Origin of the sequence: Peteryoungia wuzhouensis (genome assembly GCF_003205195.1) — a bacterium.
Classification (GTDB): domain Bacteria; phylum Pseudomonadota; class Alphaproteobacteria; order Rhizobiales; family Rhizobiaceae; genus Allorhizobium; species Allorhizobium wuzhouense.
Window position 1 is genome coordinate 169570 of the sequence record NZ_QJRY01000003.1, and the last position, 18456, is coordinate 188025.

Below are 18456 nucleotides of genomic sequence, written 5' to 3' on the forward strand. Positions count from 1 at the left end.
ATGTCTCCTTAGAGATCGAGAACCAGACGTTCCGGATCCTCAAGGCTTTCCTTGACGCGGACGAGGAAGGTGACCGCTTCCTTGCCGTCGACGATGCGGTGGTCGTAGGACAGCGCAAGATACATCATCGGGCGGATGACGATCTGGCCGCCAACAACGACCGGACGCTCCTGGATCTTGTGCATGCCGAGGATACCCGACTGCGGCGCATTCAGGATCGGCGAGGACATCAGCGAACCGTAGACGCCACCGTTCGAGATCGTGAAGGTACCACCCTGCATGTCGGCCATCGAGAGCTGACCGTCACGGGCAGCCTTGCCGAGACGACCGATGTCCTTCTCGATTTCGGCGATCGACATCTGGTCGGCATCACGCACGATCGGAACGACCAGACCCTTGTCGGTGCCGACGGCGACGCCGATGTGGCAGTAGTTCTTGTAGATGATGTCGGTGCCGTCGATCTCAGCGTTGACGGCCGGGAGTTCCTTCAGCGCATGCGTGACGGCCTTGGTGAAGAAGCCCATGAAGCCGAGCTTCACGCCATGCTTCTTTTCGAAGATGTCCTTGTAGCGGTTGCGCAGATCCATGACAGCCTTCATGTCCACCTCGTTATAGGTGGTCAGCATGGCAGCCGTGTTCTGCGCATCCTTGAGGCGCTTGGCGATCGTCTGGCGCAGGCGGGTCATCTTCACGCGCTCTTCGCGCGATGCGTCGTCAGCCGAAGAAGCCGGGCGCGGAGCAGCCGGAGCAGCGGCCGGAGCCGATGCGGCAGGGCCCTTGGCGATAGCAGCCAGAACGTCACCCTTCAGAACCTGGCCGCGCTTGCCGGAGCCGTCGACATCGGACGTCGAGATGTTGTTGTCGGCAGCAAGCTTGGCAGCGGCCGGAGCAGCCGGCATAGCAGAGGGGGCGGCGGGTGCAGCAGCGGCAGCGGCAACAGGGGCAGGAGCTGCGGCCGGAGCCGGCGCTGCGGCACCGGCAGAACCGGCAGCACCTTCGGCGATCTGGCCGAGCAGTGCACCAAGACCGACGGTCTCGCCGTTCTGGGCGACGATTTCAGTCAGAACGCCCGAGACCGGCGACGGGACTTCGACGGTCACCTTGTCGGTTTCCAGTTCGACGAGCGGTTCGTCGGCCTTGACGGTGTCGCCGACCTTCTTGAACCAGGTGCCGATGGTGGCTTCGCTGACGGATTCGCCGAGGGTGGGTACGCGGATTTCAGTGGCCATGATCTCAATTCCGTTGGTCAGAGAACGTTTCGGTCTGTGAGGGAGCAACCGGGCGGATCAACCGCCCAGTGCGTCCTCAAGGAAGGCTTCGAGCTGGGCAAGGTGCTTCGACATCAGGCCCGTTGCCGGCGAGGCGGCAGCCGGACGACCGGTGTAGCGGACCCGCTGATACTTGGCATCGATATGCGCCAGCACCCATTCCAGATACGGATCGATGAACGACCAGGCGCCCATGTTCTTCGGCTCTTCCTGGCACCAGACCATCTCCGCATTGCGGAAGCGCGAGAGCTCATTGATGAGCGCCTTGGCCGGGAACGGATAGAGCTGTTCGATGCGCAGCAGGTAGATATCGTCGATGCCGCGCTTTTCGCGTTCTTCGAGCAGATCGTAATAGACCTTGCCCGTGCACATCACGACGCGACGGATCTTGGCATCCTTCTGCAGCTTGATCGGGCCGTCCTTGATAACCTCGGCATCGTCCCACAGCAGGCGGTGGAACGAGCTTTCGCCGGCCATTTCGGCAAGGCTCGACGTTGCACGCTTGTGACGCAGCAGCGACTTCGGCGTCATCATGATCAGCGGCTTGCGGAAGTCGCGCTTCATCTGTCGACGCAGGATGTGGAAGTAGTTCGACGGCGTCGTGACGTTGGCGACCTGCATGTTGTCTTCGGCGCACATCTGCAGCCAGCGCTCGAGGCGGGCGGAAGAGTGTTCCGGACCCTGACCCTCATAGCCATGCGGCAGAAGGCAGACGAGACCCGACATGCGCAGCCACTTGCGTTCGCCCGACGAGATGAACTGGTCGAAGACGACCTGGGCACCGTTGGCGAAGTCGCCGAACTGGGCTTCCCAGAGCGTCAGAGCGTTCGGACGGGCCAGCGAATAGCCGTATTCGAAACCGAGGACCGCTTCTTCCGAAAGCATCGAGTTGATGACTTCGTAGCGGGCCTGGTTCGGCGCCAGATTGGCAAGCGGGATGTAGCGATCTTCGGTTTCCTGATCGTAGAGAACCGAGTGACGCTGCGAAAAGGTGCCGCGTTCGCAATCCTGACCGGAGAGACGGATCTTGTGGCCGTCGATGGCCAGCGAACCGAAGGCAAGCGCTTCGCCCATCGCCCAGTCGATGCCTTCGCCCGTCTCGATCATCTGCGCCCGGTTTTCCATGAAGCGCTGGATGGTGCGATGCGCCTTGAAGCCCTCGGGGATGGTCGACAGCTTGCGGCCGATCTCCTTGAGTTGCTTCATCGGCACGGCGGTCTTGCCGCGACGCTGCTCGTCAGCGTTGTCGGCGGTCCGGAGACCAGACCAGACGCCATCCAGCCAGTCAGCCTTGTTCGGCTTGTAGCTCTGGCCGGCCTCGAACTCCTGTTCGAGATGCGCGCGCCAGTCGGCCTTCATCTTTTCGAGTTCGCCTTCGGAGATCAGGCCTTCCGCGATCAGGCGCTCGCCATAGACCTGGACGACCGTCTTGTGGGCACGGATTTCCTTGTACATCTTCGGCTGGGTGAAGCTCGGCTCATCGCCTTCGTTGTGACCGAAGCGACGATAGCAGAACATGTCGACGACGACAGGCTTGTGGAACTTCATCCGGTATTCGGTCGCGACCTTGGCCGCGTAGACGACGGCCTCCGGATCGTCACCGTTGACATGGAAGATCGGGGCTTCGATCATCTTGGCGACGTCGGACGGATAAGGCGACGAGCGCGAAAAGGCCGGGTTCGTGGTGAAGCCGATCTGGTTGTTGATGATGAAGTGCATGGTACCTGCGACGCGGTGGCCGCGCAGGCCCGACAGACCGAGAATTTCCGCAACGACACCCTGGCCGGCAAAGGCCGCATCGCCATGCAGCAGCAGCGGCAGAACCTTGGCGCGCTCCTTCAGCGGAATGATGTCGCCATCGAAGACCTTCGCGAGCTGGTCCTGCTTCGCGCGGGCCTTGCCCATGACGACAGGGTTGACGATTTCAAGATGCGAAGGGTTCGCGGTCAGCGACAGATGCACCTTGTTGCCGTCGAACTCGCGGTCGGAGGAGGCACCAAGGTGATACTTGACGTCGCCCGAGCCTTCGACTTCGTCGGGCTTGAAGGATCCACCCTTGAACTCGTGGAACACCGCGCGGTGTGGTTTGTGCATGACGTTGGTCAAGACGTTCAGACGGCCGCGATGGGCCATGCCGAGAACGACTTCCTCGAGACCGTCCTGGCCGCCGCGCTTGATGATCTGTTCGAGCGCCGGGATCAGCGATTCACCGCCATCGAGGCCGAAGCGCTTCGTGCCCTTGTATTTGACGTCGATGAACTGTTCGAAGCCTTCGGCCTCGATCAGCTTCTGCAGGATCGCCTTCTTGCCATTCGGCGTGAATTCGACGCCCTTGCCGGGGCCTTCGATGCGCTCCTGGATCCACGCTTTTTCTTCCGGATTGGAGATATGCATGAACTCGACACCGAGCGTCGAGCAATAGGTGCGCTGCAGGATGTCGAGCATCTGCGGGATCGTGGCGTATTCCAGACCCAGCACATTGTCGATGAAGATCTTGCGGCCGTAGTCGGCTTCGGTGAAGCCGTAATTGCTCGGCGACAGCTCGTTATAGTCATCGACCGGAACGGCGAGACCGAGCGGGTCGAGCTTCGCGTGCAGGTGACCACGCATGCGATAGGCACGGATCATCATGATGGCGCGAACCGAATCGCGCGTCGCCTGCAGCACCTCGGCTTCTGAGACCGGCTTGCCGGTCGAGGCAGCGGTGGCTTCGGCCTTCGCCTGGACCTTCTTCTCGATGGCCTTCTCGACCACGCCCCAGTTTCCGTCGAGCGCGTTGACGAGATCGCCGCCTTCGGCGATCGGCCAGTTCTTGCGCTGCCAGGAGGCGCCCTTGGCGGCCTTCTTCACATCGGTCGGATTGTCGGCCAGCGCCTTGAAGAAGGCCCGCCATTCGTCGGAGACCGACGAGGGATCTTCTTCGTAACGTGCGTAAAGCTGTTCGATATAGGCCGCATTCTGCCCGTCGAGGAAGGACGTGATCAGAAACTGCTCGTTGGCTTCTTGCCTACCCATGGTGTTTCGCGAGCATCTCGGCTCGCCTCCCGACTTGAATTGATGGCCGGATGCCCGACCCGCCGCTCACGATCGCCTCGAATGCGAATCGCCTCAAAGATGCGAAATCCAGGCGAAGGATTGACGGATCAATCCTTCGCCTGGCTTGATTGTCGTCAGTCTCAGCCCTTGAGGACTTCGACCAGGGTCTTGCCGAGGCGCGCCGGCGAGGGCGAAACCTTGATGCCGGCTGCTTCCATGGCGGCGATCTTCGATTCCGCATCGCCCTTGCCGCCGGAAACGACAGCACCGGCATGGCCCATGGTGCGGCCCTTCGGAGCCGTACGGCCGGCGATAAAGCCGGCCATCGGCTTCTTGCGGCCCTTCTTGGCTTCGTCGATGAGGAACTGCGCCGCATCTTCTTCAGCCGAACCGCCGATTTCGCCGATCATGATGATCGAGGTCGTGGCCGGATCGGCCAGGAACATCTCCAGCACGTCGATGAATTCGGTGCCCTTGACCGGGTCGCCACCGATGCCGACGGCGGTCGTCTGTCCGAGACCTTCATTCGAAGTCTGGAACACGGCTTCATAGGTCAATGTTCCCGAGCGCGACACAATGCCGACCGAACCCTTGCGGAAGATGGAGCCCGGCATGATGCCGATCTTGCATTCTTCCGGCGTCAGGATGCCCGGGCAATTCGGGCCGAGCAGGCGCGACTTCGACTTGTCGAGCTTGGCCTTGACCTTCACCATGTCCATGACCGGGATGCCCTCGGTGATGCAGGTGATGAACGGGATCTCGGCGTCAATCGCTTCGATGATGGCGTCAGCGGCGCCTGCCGGCGGAACGTAGATGACCGATGCGTCGGCACCGGTGCGTTCCTTGGCTTCGGCAACCGAGGCGAAGATCGGCAGGCTTTCGCCCTTCGATCCGGTCCAGGTTTCGCCACCCTTCTTCGGATGGATACCGCCGACCATCTGCGTGCCGTAGTAAGCAAGCGCCTGTTCGGTGTGGAAGGTACCGGTCTTGCCGGTCAGGCCCTGAACCAGGACCTTTGTGTTTTTATTCACGAGAATGGACATTCTTTGATCCCGATCTCTGCCGTGAGCGTTTGCGAAGTTTCATCCAAAGGATGGCGACGCAGCAAATTATGACGATGCCGATGGCGGCGAAGGGGGAAAGCGGCACACACAATGTGAACGCTGCCGGTGATGCGTCCTCGTAGAACGCTTCACAAAACTTTTCCTCTTCCTGCCACCAAAACCAGCAGGCAATGAGAGCCAGCACCGCGATTGCGACGATGGCTCTCGTATTCATGTCAGCCGTTGATCGCCGCGACGATCTTCTTGGCAGCGTCGTCCAGATCGTCGGCCGCAGTGATCGCGAGGCCGGATTCGTTCAGGATCTTCTTGCCAAGTTCGACATTGGTGCCTTCGAGGCGCACGACGAGCGGAACCTTGAGGCCCACTTCCTGCACGGCGGCGACAACGCCTTCCGCAATCACGTCGCACTTCATGATGCCGCCGAAGATGTTGACGAGGATGCCCTCGACCTTCGGGTCAGCCGTGATGATCTTGAAGGCAGCTGCAACCTTGTCCTTGCCGGCGCCACCGCCGACGTCACAGAAGTTCGCCGGCTCCTTGCCGTAGAGCTTGATGATGTCCATCGTCGCCATGGCGAGACCGGCACCATTGACCATGCAGCCGATATTGCCGTCGAGGGCGACATAGGCGAGGTCCCACTTGGAGGCTTCGATTTCCTTGGAGTCTTCTTCCGTTTCGTCACGCAGCGCGCGAACGTCGTCGTGACGGAACAAAGCGTTGCCGTCGAAGGAGACCTTGGCGTCGAGCACGCGCAGATGGTCGTTCTTCATGACGATCAGCGGGTTGATCTCAAGCAGCGCCATGTCCTTTTCGGAGAAGGCCTTGTAGAGGATCGGGAAAAGCGACTTGGCGTCTTCGGCAGCGGCACCGGTGAGTTCCAGCGCAGCCGAGATCTTGGCAACGTCGGCAGCCGTGACACCGGCTTCCGGATCGATCGCGATCGTGTGGATCTTTTCCGGCGTGTCATGGGCGACAGCTTCGATGTCCATGCCACCTTCCGTCGAAACGACGAAGGCAACCTGGCCAACCGAGCGGTCGACGAGCAGCGAGCAGTAGAGTTCGCGGGCGATGTCGGCGCCGTCTTCGATGTAGAGACGGTTGACCTGCTTGCCGGCTTCGCCGGTCTGGGCGGTCACCAGCGTATTGCCGAACATTTCCTTGGCATGCGCCTTGGCTTCATCGATCGAGAAGGCGAGGCGTACGCCACCCTTGGCATCCGGGCCGAGTTCCTTGAACTTGCCCTTGCCGCGACCGCCAGCATGGATCTGGCTCTTGACCACGTAGAGCGGGCCGGGAAGCTGCTTGGCAGCAACTTCGGCTTCTTCTGCGGAGAAAATCGCCACACCTTCGGCGACCGGTGCGCCAAAGCTCTTCAGAAGAGCCTTGGCCTGGTATTCGTGAATGTTCATCGTCGTGTCCCTGTCTTGGGCCGCCCTGTGCGGGCCGAAAGGCTGTTACTTGAGAGCCGGGGCGATATTGATGCAGGCTTCGCAGAGGCTGGCGACGGCGCCAACAGACTTCTGGAAGGCTTCTTCCTCGGCCTTGTTCAGGTCGATCTCGATGATGCGTTCGACACCGCCTTCGCCGATGATGACGGGCACGCCGACATACATGTCCTTCACGCCGTACTGGCCGGTGAGATAGGCAGCGCAAGGCAGGACGCGCTTCTTGTCCTTGAGGTAGGACTCGGCCATCTCGATGGCGGAAGCAGCAGGCGCATAATAGGCCGAACCGGTCTTCAAGAGGCCGACGATTTCGGCGCCGCCATCACGGGTGCGCTGGATGATTTCTTCCAGACGCTCCTTGGTGACCCAGCCCATCTTGACGAGGTCGGTGAGCGGAATGCCGCCAACGGTCGAGTAACGAGCGAGCGGCACCATCGTGTCGCCGTGGCCGCCGAGAACGAAGGCGGTGACGTCCTGGACGGAAACGTTGAATTCTTCCGACAGGAAGTGGCGGAAACGACCGGAGTCGAGAACGCCAGCCATGCCGACGACCTTGTTGGCCGGAAGGCCGGAGAACTTCTGCAGCGCCCAGACCATCGCGTCGAGCGGGTTGGTGATGCAGATGACGAAGGCGTTCGGGGCATATTTCTTGATGCCGGCGCCGACCTGTTCCATGACCTTGAGGTTGATGCCGAGCAGGTCGTCGCGGCTCATGCCGGGCTTGCGGGCAACACCGGCCGTCACGATGCAGACGTCAGCGCCTTCGATCGCAGCGTAGTCGCTCGCGCCGGAAAGCTTGGCATTGAATCCTTCGACCGGACCGGACTGGGCGATATCCAGACCCTTGCCCTGCGGGATGCCGTCAGCAATGTCGAACAGGACGATATCGCCGAGTTCCTTCAGACTGGCGAGATGCGCCAGCGTTCCACCAATCATTCCAGAACCGATAAGAGCGATCTTTTTGCGCGCCATTGCAGAGCTTCCTTTTAGATCCAAAACCAAGGTCAAGACGGAGTGTTAGCCTGCCCTTGTGGACAGACCGCATAGACCCAACCCAATAGAATCGCAATCGATAATTTTCCGTTCATAAATTTCAATCGGTTAGAACGTAAAATTCTTACGTAAACGTCAAAATTTATGTCATGCATCCGTCACGTTTTGCCGCGCATGCGCTCATGATCCGCAAGATAGTCGGCGCTGCTCATCTCGAAAAGGCGCGAAACGGTGCGGTCGAATTCAAACCCTTCCGTACCCTTCTTCGCCGTCAAAAGCGCCTCTGGCATGGCGACTGCCGAGGCAAAGAGCCGCACGCGGGCATCGTAAAGGGCATCGATCAGGATGATGAAGCGCTTCGTCTCGTTGCGCTTCTCCGGCCCCAGATGCGGGATGTTCTCGACGAAGACGACATCGAAGCGTTCTGCAATGGCGAGGTAATCGGAAGCGCCCAGCGGACGCGCGCAGAGTTCGTCAAAGGTGAAGCGTGCATGCCGCCCGGAAGCTCTCGGGATCTCGACAACCCGCCCCTTCATCTCGATCGTCGCGGGAACTTCAGGCTGCCCCCCGATGACACGCCCCCAGGCGCGGTCCATGCTCGCCGACGTTTCAAGGGAAAGCGGCGCCACATAGACGGGAAGGCTCTCCAGCTTTTCAAGGCGGTAGTCGGTCGGCGAGTCGAGCGAGGACACCTCGACATATCGCTGAAGCAGGGAGACGAAGGGCAGGAACAGCCCCCTGTTCAGTCCGTCCCGGTAGAGATTGTCGGGCTCCACATTCGACGTGGCAACCAGAATGCAGCCGCGCGCGAACAATTCGGTGAACAGCCGCGCCAGGATCATCGCATCCGCAATGTCGGTAACGGCGAACTCATCGAAGCAAAGGAGCTGAGCCTCATCCCGCAGGGCCGCTGCCACAGGCGGAACAGGGTCGGCCTGCTTGGTCTCCCCCGCCTTGAGTTTCTGCCGATGCGCATGGATGCGGCCGTGCACATCGGCCATGAATTCGTGGAAATGGGCGCGGCGCTTCTTTTCAATCGGCGCGAGCTTGAAGAACAGGTCCATCAGCATGGTCTTGCCACGACCGACGCTGCCGTGAACGTAGAGGCCCATGATGGGGGTCTGCGGCTTGCGGCGCTGCGCGAACATCCAGCCGAGCGCGCTCGACTTTGCGGCAGGCTTGCGGGCCTTGAGCTCGATCAGGATCCGGTCGAGCTTGCCGGCAACCTGGAGCTGGGCAGGATCCGCCTGCAGGGTGCCGGCCTCCGTCATCGCGCGCAATTGTTCGACGACGCTGAGCGCATAATCGGGAATGGGCTGCATGGGATCAGGCCTCAGCGACAGCCGGGCGGCCGCCGCAGTATGGGGAGGAAATCAGCGGCTCAGGCTGACCGGCTGGCCAGAGCTGGTGGTGCCGTCGAAACGGGCATCCGCCGTCTTGTAGAGGCTGCCGATGGTGTTGCCGTTGCGATCCTTGAGCAGCACCTGCTTGCCCGCGACCTCCCAGGAGCCCATGGCGGTCAGCTCGCCGGCGCAACCACGGGTACCACCACGCGAGCCGCTGCCGAGATTGGTCAGCGTCAGGAACATGTCGCAGCTCGAGCCTGCGCTCTGAACACGCCAGTTGCCGACCATGGATTCCTTGGTCACATCGAGCGCGGTTCCGGGAGCCGCACCGGTTCCAACGGCAGCGGCCGTGTTGGCGGGTGCTGCCGGGAACTGCGAGGCATTGGCGCCACCGGGCGGCGGCAGCTGGCCTGACTGAACGGAAGGAACCGGCTGCGCCTGAAGGGGCGGCAGAGCGCTGTTGCCCGAATTCATGTCGCTATAGGAGGTCCTCTGGCAACCTGCCAGCGCCAGAAGAATGGCTGCGCCGGTGACCGCATGGCTCAATTTCATCATTATGCTCCCGCTTTTGCGACCTGCGTCGCAACCTGCCGTACAACTGGGTTAGAAATATGTTACGTCGATATGGTTAATCAAGTTCCTATCGCGCGCGATCTATAGCCGGCACTATACGGACAAAGTAAGGCCGCCCGAAACAGGTTCCGGGCGGCCTCGCAATGTCGTGAACGGGGATCAGCTGCGACGCTCGACCATCATCTTCTTGATTTCGGCAATTGCCTTGGCCGGATTGAGGCCCTTGGGGCATGCCTGCGCGCAGTTCATGATCGTATGGCAGCGATAAAGGCGGAAGGGATCCTCGAGGTTGTCGAGGCGCTCGCCGGTCGCTTCATCGCGGCTATCAATCAGCCAGCGATAGGCCTGCAGTAGAACGGCCGGACCGAGATAACGGTCGCCGTTCCACCAGTAGCTCGGACAGGAGGTCGAGCAGCAGGCGCAGAGAATGCACTCGTAGAGACCGTCAAGCTTCTGGCGATCCTCGTGGCTCTGCTTCCACTCCTTGGCCGGCGGCGGCGAGACCGTCTTCAGCCAGGGTTCGATCGATCGATGCTGGGCGTAGAAGTTGCTGAGATCGGGAACCAGATCCTTGACGACAGGCATATGCGGCAGAGGATAGACCTTCACCGTACCGCTGATGTCGTCCATGCCCTTGGTGCAGGCAAGCGTGTTGGTCCCATCGATATTCATCGCGCAGGACCCGCAAATGCCTTCGCGGCAGGACCGGCGCAGCGTCAGCGTCGGGTCGATGTTGTTCTTGATGTAGAGAAGGCCATCCAGAACCATCGGGCCGCAATCATCGACATCGATGTAATAGGTATCGATGCGCGGATTGGCCCCATCGTCGGGGTTCCAACGATAGATCCGGTATTCCCGGACATTCTTGGCACCGGCCGGCTTCGGCCAGACCTTGCCTTCGGTGACCTGGGAATTCTTGGGGAGAGCGAGTTCTACCATGATGAGTTCCTCAAATCAGTACACACGGGCCTTCGGCGCGATCTTGTAAGGATCGATGCCTTCGGCGATGAGCTCGGTGTGCACCGGACGGTAGTCCAGCTTAACGTCACCCGCTTCGGAGACCCAGGCGAGCGTATGCTTGCGCCAGTTCTCGTCGTCGCGGCCCGCAAACGGACCGGACGTATAGTCCTCGCGAGCGTGAGACCCGCGGCTCTCCTTACGGGCCTCGGCGCCGTAGACCGTGGTAATCGCATTGGCCATGAGGTTGTGCAGTTCAAGCGTCTCGACCAGGTCGGAGTTCCAGATCATCGAGCGGTCGGTGACCTTGATATCGGGCAGTTCCTTCCAGATGGCCGACAGACGCTGGCAGCCGCTTTCCAGCGATTCCTGCGTGCGGAACACGGCCGCGTCTTCCTGCATGGCACGCTGCATTTTGTCGCGCAGCACGGCAGTCGGCGTCTGGCCGGATGCGTGACGCGTATTGTCGAAACGGTCCATGATCTTGTCGCAGGCGGCAATGTTGAGAGCCGGGATCGGCGACGTGCGGTCAATCACTTCGGCAGCCCGGATGGCAGCGGCGCGGCCGAAGACCACGAGGTCGATCAGCGAGTTGGAGCCGAGACGGTTTGCACCGTGAACCGAGGCGCAGCCCGCTTCACCGACAGCCATCAGGCCCGGAATGACCCGCTCCGGATTGCTTGAATCGGCGTTCAGCACTTCGCCCCAATAGTTCGTCGGAATGCCGCCCATGTTGTAATGCACGGTCGGCAGCACTGGGATCGGCTCGCGCGTCACGTCGACACCGGCAAAGATCTTCGCCGATTCCGAGATGCCCGGCAGGCGCTCGTGCAGGACGGCCGGATCCAGATGGTCGAGATGCAGGAAGATGTGGTCCTTGTTCTTGCCAACACCACGGCCTTCACGGATTTCCATCGTCATGCAGCGCGAAACGACGTCACGCGAGGCAAGATCCTTCGCCGACGGAGCGTAACGCTCCATGAAGCGCTCGCCTTCGGAATTGACGAGGTAACCGCCTTCGCCGCGCGCACCTTCCGTGATCAGGCAGCCGGCGCCGTAAATACCGGTCGGGTGGAACTGGACAAATTCCATATCCTGCAGCGGCAGGCCGGCGCGGGCGATCATGCCACCACCGTCGCCGGTGCAGGTATGCGCGGAGGTCGCCGAGAAATAGGCGCGGCCATAACCACCGGTCGCCAGCACGACCATCTTGGCCGAGAAGCGATGGATCGTTCCGTCGTCGAGGTTCCAGGCGACGACGCCGGTGCAGCGGCTGCCGTCATCCGACATGATCAGGTCGAGCGCGAAATACTCGATGAAGAATTCCGCGTTGTTGCGCAGCGACTGGCCGTAGAGCGTGTGCAGGATGGCGTGACCGGTACGGTCGGCCGCAGCACAGGTGCGCTGGACCGGCGGGCCTTCGCCGTAGTTCTGCATGTGGCCGCCGAACGGGCGCTGGTAGATCTTGCCTTCCTCGTTACGCGAGAAGGGAACGCCGTAATGCTCGAGCTCATAGACCGCCTTGGGCGCTTCCATGGCGAGATACTGCATGGCGTCGACATCGCCGAGCCAGTCGGAACCCTTGACGGTGTCATAGAGATGCCACTGCCAGCAGTCGGGCGTCATGTTGTTGAGCGAAGCGGCGATACCGCCCTGGGCCGCAACCGTGTGCGAACGGGTCGGGAAGACCTTGGTGATGCAGGCCGTCTTGAAGCCCTGTTCGGCCATGCCGAGCGTCGCGCGCAGACCGGCGCCACCGGCGCCCACCACGACCACGTCGTAGGAATGGTCAACATAGGTATAGGCCTTGCCGGTCTGGGCGAAGTTATGAATGGTTGCCATGTTGAATTACCCTACGAAAGCGATCTTCAAGATGGCGAAAAGACAGAGGCCACCGATCAGGATCGCAAAGAATGTGTTGAGCATCAGGAGCAGGAGCTTGGGGATCTCTGCATGGACATAGTCCTCGATGATCACCTGCATGCCGAGCTTCATATGGATCAGCGCCGAGATCAGGACCAGAGCCATAACCACCGCGACCAGCGGGTGCGACAATGCGCCGACGACTTCGGCATACGGGGCGCCGTTGTACATCACCAGAAAGCCGACGAAGAAGAGGATCAGCGGGATGTTGGCGACGGCGGTCATTCGTTGGCGCCAGAAGTGTTCCGTCCCGTCCTTGGCGGAGCCAAGGCCACGGACCTTACCGAGCGGAGTGCGCATATCCATGGAAAAATGCCTCAGGTGCGGATGATGTAGGCGATGGCCCAGACGACCAGGGTCAGGACGATCGACGCGATGATGTTCGCTTTGGCGAGCTTCGTGGAGAAATGCTTGTCGAAGCCGTAGCCGACATCCCACATCAGATGGCGCATCCCGCCCAGCATGTGGTGCAGCAGCGCCCAGGTGAAGCCGAACAGGATCAGGCGACCCAGGATTGTGCCCATGAACCAGTTGACCCATTCGAAATAGTCAGCGCCGGTTGAAGCAGCGATCAACCACCACGCAACCAGGACGGTGCCGAAATACAGAGCGCCGCCTGTGATGCGGTGCAGGATCGACATGACCATGGTGGGAATAGGCTTGTAGATTTGCAGGTGCGGCGACAGAGGCCGGTTTTTTGTCACATTCGCCATCTAAACCTCGCGGCGTCTCGATGCGGTCCGATGATACGGACATACTGTTTGCAATGCATCATAACGTTTGTGGTGCATCGCATCAGGGGGACGTTTAATCCTCGAAACCCCGGACGACAAGCACATTCGCTTGACGATTTCAATTTAATCGATTCGCGTGAATAGAACTTTAGCATCACGCATCGACGCCACTTTTCCTACGAAAAAACCAAGTCATTGGATGACTTTAGCCACTTTATGCGGCATGCTGCGTTAACACTCGGTTAACCATGATCCGGAGAGTGACCCGATGCATCTGTTTCGCGTAGCCCTGGCCTCCGCACTCCCTATCCTTCTTGCCGCGACCGCCGCTTCGGCGGAAGACAACATGGCGGATCGGTATGCGCACCGGCATCACCACGACCAAAGCATCATCAGCGGCAGCGGATTGCCATCGGTCGTGCCCGGCGTCGGCACGTTTGTCGGCAACCTGTCCGCTGTGCGCATCAAGGGCAACGGCATCTTTTTCGCATTCGACAGACGCTCGACCCACCGCTCGGCAATTACCCCCGAACCCTCGGTCCAGATCATTGAAATTTCGGCGGAAAACGAAGATAGCGCTTGTTCTTTCGAAGCCGGGGTCTGTGTGATCAGGCCCGGCCGCTAGACAAAACGCCAGACCGTCGTCTTCTTGACCTCGGCGTCTTCCAGCACCCGCGTCACCGGCACCATGTATGTGGCCAGCGGCTCCAGCCGCGCCGTCGGGCGATAGCTGCGGCCCGGATCGCCGACCAGAACCTCGCATCCTGCTTTCGCCAACTGCTCGAACCACAGCGTCAGGGATTGCGCGAAGGCGCTGTCGTAAAACACATCTCCGGCCAGCACGACGTCAACATCCACCGACAGTCCGATCAGGTCGTCATCGGTGAAGGCAAGCGTGACACCGTTCAGCGCGGCGTTGAGCCGCACAGCCGTCCGCGCCCAGGGATCAATGTCGGCGGCCAGCACCTCGCTGGCACCCGCGATCGCTGCAGCGATTGCCACGAGCCCGGAGCCGCTGGCGAAATCAAGCACCCGCTTGCCCCGGACAATCTCAGGATGATCGAGGACATGACGGGCCAGCCCCTGCCCTCCCGCCCAGGCAAAGGCCCAGAACGGCGGCGGCAGGCCGATCGCTTCCAGATCTTCCTCGGTCTTTAGCCAGAGGTCATGCACCTCACTTGCTAGATGGAGCTGGATCTCCGGCACATGCGGCGGCGCGATCGGGCTGGTATTGCCGAGGATGAACTGCTCCGGATCGGTCTTCACGGGTCTGGTCGCTCAGACCGGAGGATTGTCGAGACCACCCATGCGGCAGACCTCGAAGTATTCGTCATCCGTCACCGGCTGTACCGAGAGCCGCATCGAGGTGACGAGGGCCATCTTGGCGAGTTTCTCGTTCGCCTTGACGTCCTTGAGGCTGACCGGCTTCGGCATATCGCAGACCGCGCGGATATCGACGCAGTCCCAGCGCGCATCGCCCTCGGCCGTCGAATCCGGATGGGACAGCGCACAGACCTCGACGATGCCGACGACCTCGAGCCCTTCGTTGGAGTGATAGAAGAAGCCTTTGTCGCCAATCTTCATCGCCCGCATGTTGTTGCGGGCGAGATAATTGCGCACACCGGTCCATTCCTCGCCGACCTCACCCTTGGCCTTCTGCATTTCCCAGGACCACTTGAAGGGCTCGGACTTGTACAGCCAGAATGCCATCGTGCTTATGCCTCCGGATTGTTGAAGACCCAGTTATAGGGCTTGATCTCGACGCTCTCGAACAGGCCGGCCTTGGCGTAAGGGTCCTGTGCGGCCAGCGCACGGGCGGCGTCGATATCGTCAGCCGCGATCAGCAGCATGGAGCCACAGGGCTTGCCGGCGGCATCGAGAAAAGGACCGGCAATCTTCAATTGGCCAGCGGCGTTGAGGCCGTTGAGCCACTCGACATGCGGCGGGCGAGTTTCCATGCGAAGATTGAGGTGATCGGGTTTATCGGCGCAGATGACGGCAAACAGCATCTTGTCTCTCCTAGGGAAGCGCTTCTATTCAGTGGTGATCGGCCGCGACATCAACTGGGTGATGGCAGTCGGAATATCCAGTCGGCCATCGATGATGGCGGCAACGGCCGATGTGATCGGCATTTCAATCTGATGCCCCTCAGCAAGCCGTGCGGCAACGGCCGCAGCAAATGCGCCCTCGACAAGCGCCCCGCCCTGAGCGGCGATCGCTTCACCCCGTCCAAGCGCCAGGCCAAAGCGCAAATTGCGCGACTGGTGGCTGGTGGCGGTCAAGACGAGATCGCCGAGCCCGGACAGGCCGCGCACGGTGTCCCCGCGTCCACCCATCGCCTCGACCAGCCGCGACATTTCGGCAAGACCGCGCGCGATGAGCGCAGCGCGGGCGGAATCACCCAGTCCCATGCCCTCGACGATGCCACAGGCGATGGCGAGCACATTCTTCAGGGCACCGCCCAATTGCACGCCGATCCGGTCGTCGGACGCGTAGAGGCGAAAAGTCTGGCCGGAGATGGCCTTTGCCAGCTCTTCTGCCGCCGCAAGGTCTTGCGCCGCAACCGCCATGGCTGTCGGCAGGCCCTTGGCAATATCGGCGGCAAATCCGGGTCCAGACAGAACGGCGATCGGATGATTGGGAAGCGCCTTTTCCAGAACTTCGGTCAGCAGGCGCGAGGTCTGCTTCTCGATGCCCTTGGCACAGATCACCACGGGCACTCCGGCCTTCAGATGCGGGCCGTAGGTCTCGGCAGCGGCGATTTGCGCCTGCGACGGCATGGCAAAAAGCACGACATCGGCCGACGCCAGGTCTTCGGCGTTGGCGGAATAATGGAGGCTCGACGGCAGCGTGATGCCCGGCAAGGCGGCGTCGTGACGACGAAGCTGCGCGAGATCCGCCATAACAGTGGGGTCCCGCCCCAAGAGCAGGGTCTGCGCCTTGCCTGTCTGGGCAATGACAGCAGCAAGTGCCGTACCGAAGGCGCCCGCGCCAACGACAGTGATGGCGGGAAACACACTCACGCCTTGGCCCCCCGCTTGCCATAGGCGAGCAGCGCCTTGGCATCCGCATCCAGCGGCCAGCGCGACCGGGGCGCGACGGCGAGTTCATCGGCCGGCATGTCGAGCGCCATGCGCTCCAGCCCCGCCCAGGCGATCATCACGGCATTGTCGGTGCACAGGTGATGTGGCGGCGCGACGAAACGGAAACCATTGATCGCGCAGAGCTCATCCAGCGTCTGCCGAACCACCTTGTTGGCGGCCACCCCGCCGGCCACCACAAGGGCCGCCTGATCGACATCCGGAAATGTCTCGGTGAAGCGCTGCAGTCCGCGCCCGATGCGGTCCTTCAGTGTCCGGGCGATCGCATATTGGAAGGACGCACAGATATCCGCGATGTCCTGATCCGTGACCGGGGCAATGCCTTCAGCCGCTTGCCGAACAGCGGTCTTCAACCCGGAAAAGGAAAAATCGAGCCGTGCCTCGCCGACCAGTGGACGGGGAAAAGCGAAGCGCTTCGCATCGCCTGTGGCCGCTGCCCGCTCGACCGCCGGGCCACCGGGATAGGGCAGGCCCAGCAGCTTCGCGGTCTTGTCGAAGGCCTCGCCCAGCGCATCGTCGATGGTCGTTCCCCAGCGCTCGTAGTCGCCGACGCCTTTCACCAGAACGAGCTGTGTATGTCCGCCCGAGACGAGCAGCATCAGATAGGGAAAGGCGACGCCGTCGGTCAGCCGGGCGGTGAGAGCGTGACCTTCGAGATGGTTGATCGCATAGAGCGGCTTAATGGCTGCCATGGCCAGCGCCTTGCCCGTCATCAACCCGACCAGCAATCCGCCGATCAATCCCGGACCCGAAGTCGCTGCGATCGCATCAACCTCGGAAAGCGTGATGCCGGCGCGCTGCAGCGCTTCCTCGATCAGCGTATCCAGCGCATCGACATGGGCGCGCGCGGCAATCTCCGGCACGACGCCGCCATAGGCGCTGTGCTCGTCCAGCTGGCTCAGAACGACGTCGGCCTCGGTGACGGCAGACCCGTCTTCCATCCGCGTGACGACGGCTGCTGCCGTCTCGTCACAGCTGGTTTCGATGCCCAGAATGCGCAGTTTGGATGCCATGGAGCCTGTCATTGATTGCGGTTGCGGAGAAACCGGTCTACGAAACCTGTCGGTAACAACGGACAAGTTCGGATGCAAACAAAACCTTTCCGTATCGGCACGCGCGGCAGCCCGCTGGCGCTCGCCCAGGCTTCTGAGACACGCGCGCGCCTGATGGTGGCCCATGGCCTTCCCGAGGAAATGTTCGAGATCGTCGTCCTCTCGACCAAGGGCGACCGGATCACCGACCGTGCCCTCTCCGAGATCGGCGGCAAGGGCCTTTTCACTGAGGAACTTGAGGAACAGCTCATCTCCGGCGACCTTGATTTCGCCGTGCATTCCTCCAAGGACATGCCGACTAAACTGCCGGATGGGCTTTTCCTGTCGGCCTTCCTGCCGCGCGAGGATGTGCGCGACGCCGTGGTCGGACGGACCGCGCCGACGCTGAAGGAACTCCCGCATGGTGCAACCGTCGGCTCGTCGTCGCTCCGCCGGCAGGCGCTTATTCGACGCATCCGTCCGGATATCAACGTCATCACCTTCCGCGGCCTTGTCGACACGCGACTGCGCAAGCTTGCCGATGGCGAGGTGGATGCAACGCTGCTCGCCTTTGCCGGACTGAAGCGGCTCGGAAAACCTGATATCCCGACCGAACTGCTCGATCCCAGCGCCTTCCCTCCGGCACCCGCGCAGGGCGCAATCTGCATCGAAAGCCGGATCGGAGATGCGAGGGTCAACGACCTGCTCGAAGCAATCAACCACCGGGAAACCTTCGACGCCGTCAGCTGCGAACGTGCCTTTCTGGGGGCGCTGGACGGCTCCTGTCGCACACCGATCGCCGGCCATGCGACCGTGGACGCCGATGCAATCCGCTTCGCAGGCATGATTCTCACGCCCGATGGTAGCCGCTGGCACGATGTGGAAATCGAAGGAAGCCGGACGGATGCCGCCGTGCTCGGCGCGACGGCCGGCGGGACCGTCCGCAGCAAGGCTGGCACCGACTTCTTCGACAGCTGGGCCTGAG

18 protein-coding genes are annotated in these 18456 nt (G+C 61.5%); 2 read left to right on the forward strand and 16 right to left on the reverse strand.

The window, feature by feature from the left end; all coding sequences use genetic code 11:
- Nucleotides 1-8 precede the first annotated feature (8 nt).
- The 11 genes from odhB to sdhC all read right to left on the reverse strand — a co-directional run bounded on the left by odhB (nt 9) and on the right by sdhC (nt 13318).
- The gene (gene odhB / locus DMY87_RS09985) at nt 9-1229 is read right to left on the reverse strand and encodes a 2-oxoglutarate dehydrogenase complex dihydrolipoyllysine-residue succinyltransferase (protein ID WP_110791160.1); all 1221 of its coding nucleotides are present in this window, start codon (nt 1227-1229) and stop codon (nt 9-11) included.
- A gap of 57 nt (nt 1230-1286) precedes the next feature.
- Nucleotides 1287-4283 carry a 2-oxoglutarate dehydrogenase E1 component gene (locus DMY87_RS09990; protein ID WP_110791161.1) on the reverse strand — a complete coding sequence of 999 codons (2997 nt, stop codon included), beginning with the start codon at nt 4281-4283 and terminating at the stop codon, nt 1287-1289.
- Between the two features lie 161 nt (nt 4284-4444).
- Nucleotides 4445-5347 carry a succinate--CoA ligase subunit alpha gene (gene sucD / locus DMY87_RS09995; protein ID WP_110791162.1) on the reverse strand — a complete coding sequence of 301 codons (903 nt, stop codon included), beginning with the start codon at nt 5345-5347 and terminating at the stop codon, nt 4445-4447.
- Between the two features lie 236 nt (nt 5348-5583).
- Nucleotides 5584-6777: an ADP-forming succinate--CoA ligase subunit beta gene (gene sucC, locus DMY87_RS10000; protein WP_110791163.1), complete on the reverse strand. Its 1194-nt coding sequence runs from the start codon at nt 6775-6777 to the stop codon at nt 5584-5586.
- 45 nt (nt 6778-6822) lie between these two features.
- Nucleotides 6823-7785, reverse strand: coding sequence for a malate dehydrogenase (mdh, locus tag DMY87_RS10005; RefSeq protein WP_110791164.1), 963 nt, complete (start codon nt 7783-7785; stop codon nt 6823-6825).
- Between the two features lie 179 nt (nt 7786-7964).
- Nucleotides 7965-9128 (reverse strand): cell division protein ZapE, encoded by a 1164-nt coding sequence (zapE, locus tag DMY87_RS10010; RefSeq protein ID WP_110791165.1) that lies wholly within the window; start codon nt 9126-9128, stop codon nt 7965-7967.
- A gap of 51 nt (nt 9129-9179) precedes the next feature.
- Complete coding sequence (locus DMY87_RS10015) at nt 9180-9704, reverse strand: protease inhibitor Inh/omp19 family protein (protein WP_110791166.1); 525 nt, start codon at nt 9702-9704, stop codon at nt 9180-9182.
- A 180-nt stretch (nt 9705-9884) separates the two neighbouring features.
- Complete coding sequence (locus DMY87_RS10020; protein WP_110791167.1) at nt 9885-10664, reverse strand: succinate dehydrogenase iron-sulfur subunit; 780 nt, start codon at nt 10662-10664, stop codon at nt 9885-9887.
- A 15-nt stretch (nt 10665-10679) separates the two neighbouring features.
- The gene (gene sdhA / locus DMY87_RS10025) at nt 10680-12524 is read right to left on the reverse strand and encodes a succinate dehydrogenase flavoprotein subunit (protein ID WP_110791168.1); all 1845 of its coding nucleotides are present in this window, start codon (nt 12522-12524) and stop codon (nt 10680-10682) included.
- Nucleotides 12525-12530: 6 nt separating this feature from the next.
- Nucleotides 12531-12911, reverse strand: a complete 381-nt coding sequence (gene sdhD, locus DMY87_RS10030) for a succinate dehydrogenase, hydrophobic membrane anchor protein (protein WP_110791169.1) — start codon at nt 12909-12911, stop codon at nt 12531-12533.
- Nucleotides 12912-12922: 11 nt separating this feature from the next.
- A complete protein-coding gene (gene sdhC / locus DMY87_RS10035; protein ID WP_110791170.1) occupies nt 12923-13318 on the reverse strand; it encodes a succinate dehydrogenase, cytochrome b556 subunit in 396 nt (131 codons plus the stop codon).
- Nucleotides 13319-13607: 289 nt separating this feature from the next.
- Here sdhC and DMY87_RS10040 point away from each other — a divergent pair, with 289 nt between their 5' ends.
- Nucleotides 13608-13964, forward strand: coding sequence for a hypothetical protein (locus DMY87_RS10040; protein WP_110791171.1), 357 nt, complete (start codon nt 13608-13610; stop codon nt 13962-13964).
- Here DMY87_RS10040 and DMY87_RS10045 read toward each other — a convergent pair.
- The 5 genes from DMY87_RS10045 to tsaD are packed head-to-tail and all read right to left on the reverse strand — an operon-like array spanning nt 13961 to nt 17453.
- The gene (locus DMY87_RS10045) at nt 13961-14605 is read right to left on the reverse strand and encodes a class I SAM-dependent methyltransferase (protein WP_110791172.1); all 645 of its coding nucleotides are present in this window, start codon (nt 14603-14605) and stop codon (nt 13961-13963) included. The two genes, DMY87_RS10040 and DMY87_RS10045, sit on opposite strands and share 4 nt — an antisense overlap.
- 12 nt (nt 14606-14617) lie before the next feature.
- Complete coding sequence (locus tag DMY87_RS10050; protein WP_110791173.1) at nt 14618-15049, reverse strand: EVE domain-containing protein; 432 nt, start codon at nt 15047-15049, stop codon at nt 14618-14620.
- A gap of 5 nt (nt 15050-15054) precedes the next feature.
- Nucleotides 15055-15348 carry a YciI-like protein gene (locus tag DMY87_RS10055; RefSeq protein WP_110791174.1) on the reverse strand — a complete coding sequence of 98 codons (294 nt, stop codon included), beginning with the start codon at nt 15346-15348 and terminating at the stop codon, nt 15055-15057.
- Between the two features lie 24 nt (nt 15349-15372).
- On the reverse strand, nt 15373-16356 hold the full coding sequence (locus DMY87_RS10060; RefSeq protein WP_110791175.1) for an NAD(P)H-dependent glycerol-3-phosphate dehydrogenase: 984 nt from the start codon (nt 16354-16356) through the stop codon (nt 15373-15375).
- Nucleotides 16357-16358: 2 nt separating this feature from the next.
- Complete coding sequence (gene tsaD / locus DMY87_RS10065) at nt 16359-17453, reverse strand: tRNA (adenosine(37)-N6)-threonylcarbamoyltransferase complex transferase subunit TsaD (protein WP_110791176.1); 1095 nt, start codon at nt 17451-17453, stop codon at nt 16359-16361.
- 72 nt (nt 17454-17525) lie between these two features.
- On the opposite strand from tsaD, the gene hemC reads away from it, so the two are divergent.
- Entirely contained in the window at nt 17526-18455 is a 930-nt protein-coding gene (gene hemC / locus DMY87_RS10070) for a hydroxymethylbilane synthase (protein ID WP_110791177.1), read from the forward strand.
- Nucleotide 18456: the final 1 nt, after the last annotated feature.

Coding starts and splice junctions, on each gene's coding strand:
- DMY87_RS10055 (WP_110791174.1), bottom strand. CDS start 15,348: ATGCTGTTTGCCGTCATCTGCGCCGATAAACCCGATCACCTCAATCTT.
- tsaD (WP_110791176.1), bottom strand. CDS start 17,453: ATGGCATCCAAACTGCGCATTCTGGGCATCGAAACCAGCTGTGACGAG.
- DMY87_RS10020 (WP_110791167.1), bottom strand. CDS start 10,664: ATGGTAGAACTCGCTCTCCCCAAGAATTCCCAGGTCACCGAAGGCAAG.
- DMY87_RS10050 (WP_110791173.1), bottom strand. CDS start 15,049: ATGGCATTCTGGCTGTACAAGTCCGAGCCCTTCAAGTGGTCCTGGGAA.
- zapE (WP_110791165.1), bottom strand. CDS start 9,128: ATGCAGCCCATTCCCGATTATGCGCTCAGCGTCGTCGAACAATTGCGC.
- DMY87_RS09990 (WP_110791161.1), bottom strand. CDS start 4,283: ATGGGTAGGCAAGAAGCCAACGAGCAGTTTCTGATCACGTCCTTCCTC.
- sdhD (WP_110791169.1), bottom strand. CDS start 12,911: ATGGATATGCGCACTCCGCTCGGTAAGGTCCGTGGCCTTGGCTCCGCC.
- hemC (WP_110791177.1), top strand. CDS start 17,526: ATGCAAACAAAACCTTTCCGTATCGGCACGCGCGGCAGCCCGCTGGCG.
- DMY87_RS10015 (WP_110791166.1), bottom strand. CDS start 9,704: ATGAAATTGAGCCATGCGGTCACCGGCGCAGCCATTCTTCTGGCGCTG.
- sdhC (WP_110791170.1), bottom strand. CDS start 13,318: ATGGCGAATGTGACAAAAAACCGGCCTCTGTCGCCGCACCTGCAAATC.
- sdhA (WP_110791168.1), bottom strand. CDS start 12,524: ATGGCAACCATTCATAACTTCGCCCAGACCGGCAAGGCCTATACCTAT.
- odhB (WP_110791160.1), bottom strand. CDS start 1,229: ATGGCCACTGAAATCCGCGTACCCACCCTCGGCGAATCCGTCAGCGAA.
- mdh (WP_110791164.1), bottom strand. CDS start 7,785: ATGGCGCGCAAAAAGATCGCTCTTATCGGTTCTGGAATGATTGGTGGA.
- sucC (WP_110791163.1), bottom strand. CDS start 6,777: ATGAACATTCACGAATACCAGGCCAAGGCTCTTCTGAAGAGCTTTGGC.
- DMY87_RS10040 (WP_110791171.1), top strand. CDS start 13,608: ATGCATCTGTTTCGCGTAGCCCTGGCCTCCGCACTCCCTATCCTTCTT.
- sucD (WP_110791162.1), bottom strand. CDS start 5,347: ATGTCCATTCTCGTGAATAAAAACACAAAGGTCCTGGTTCAGGGCCTG.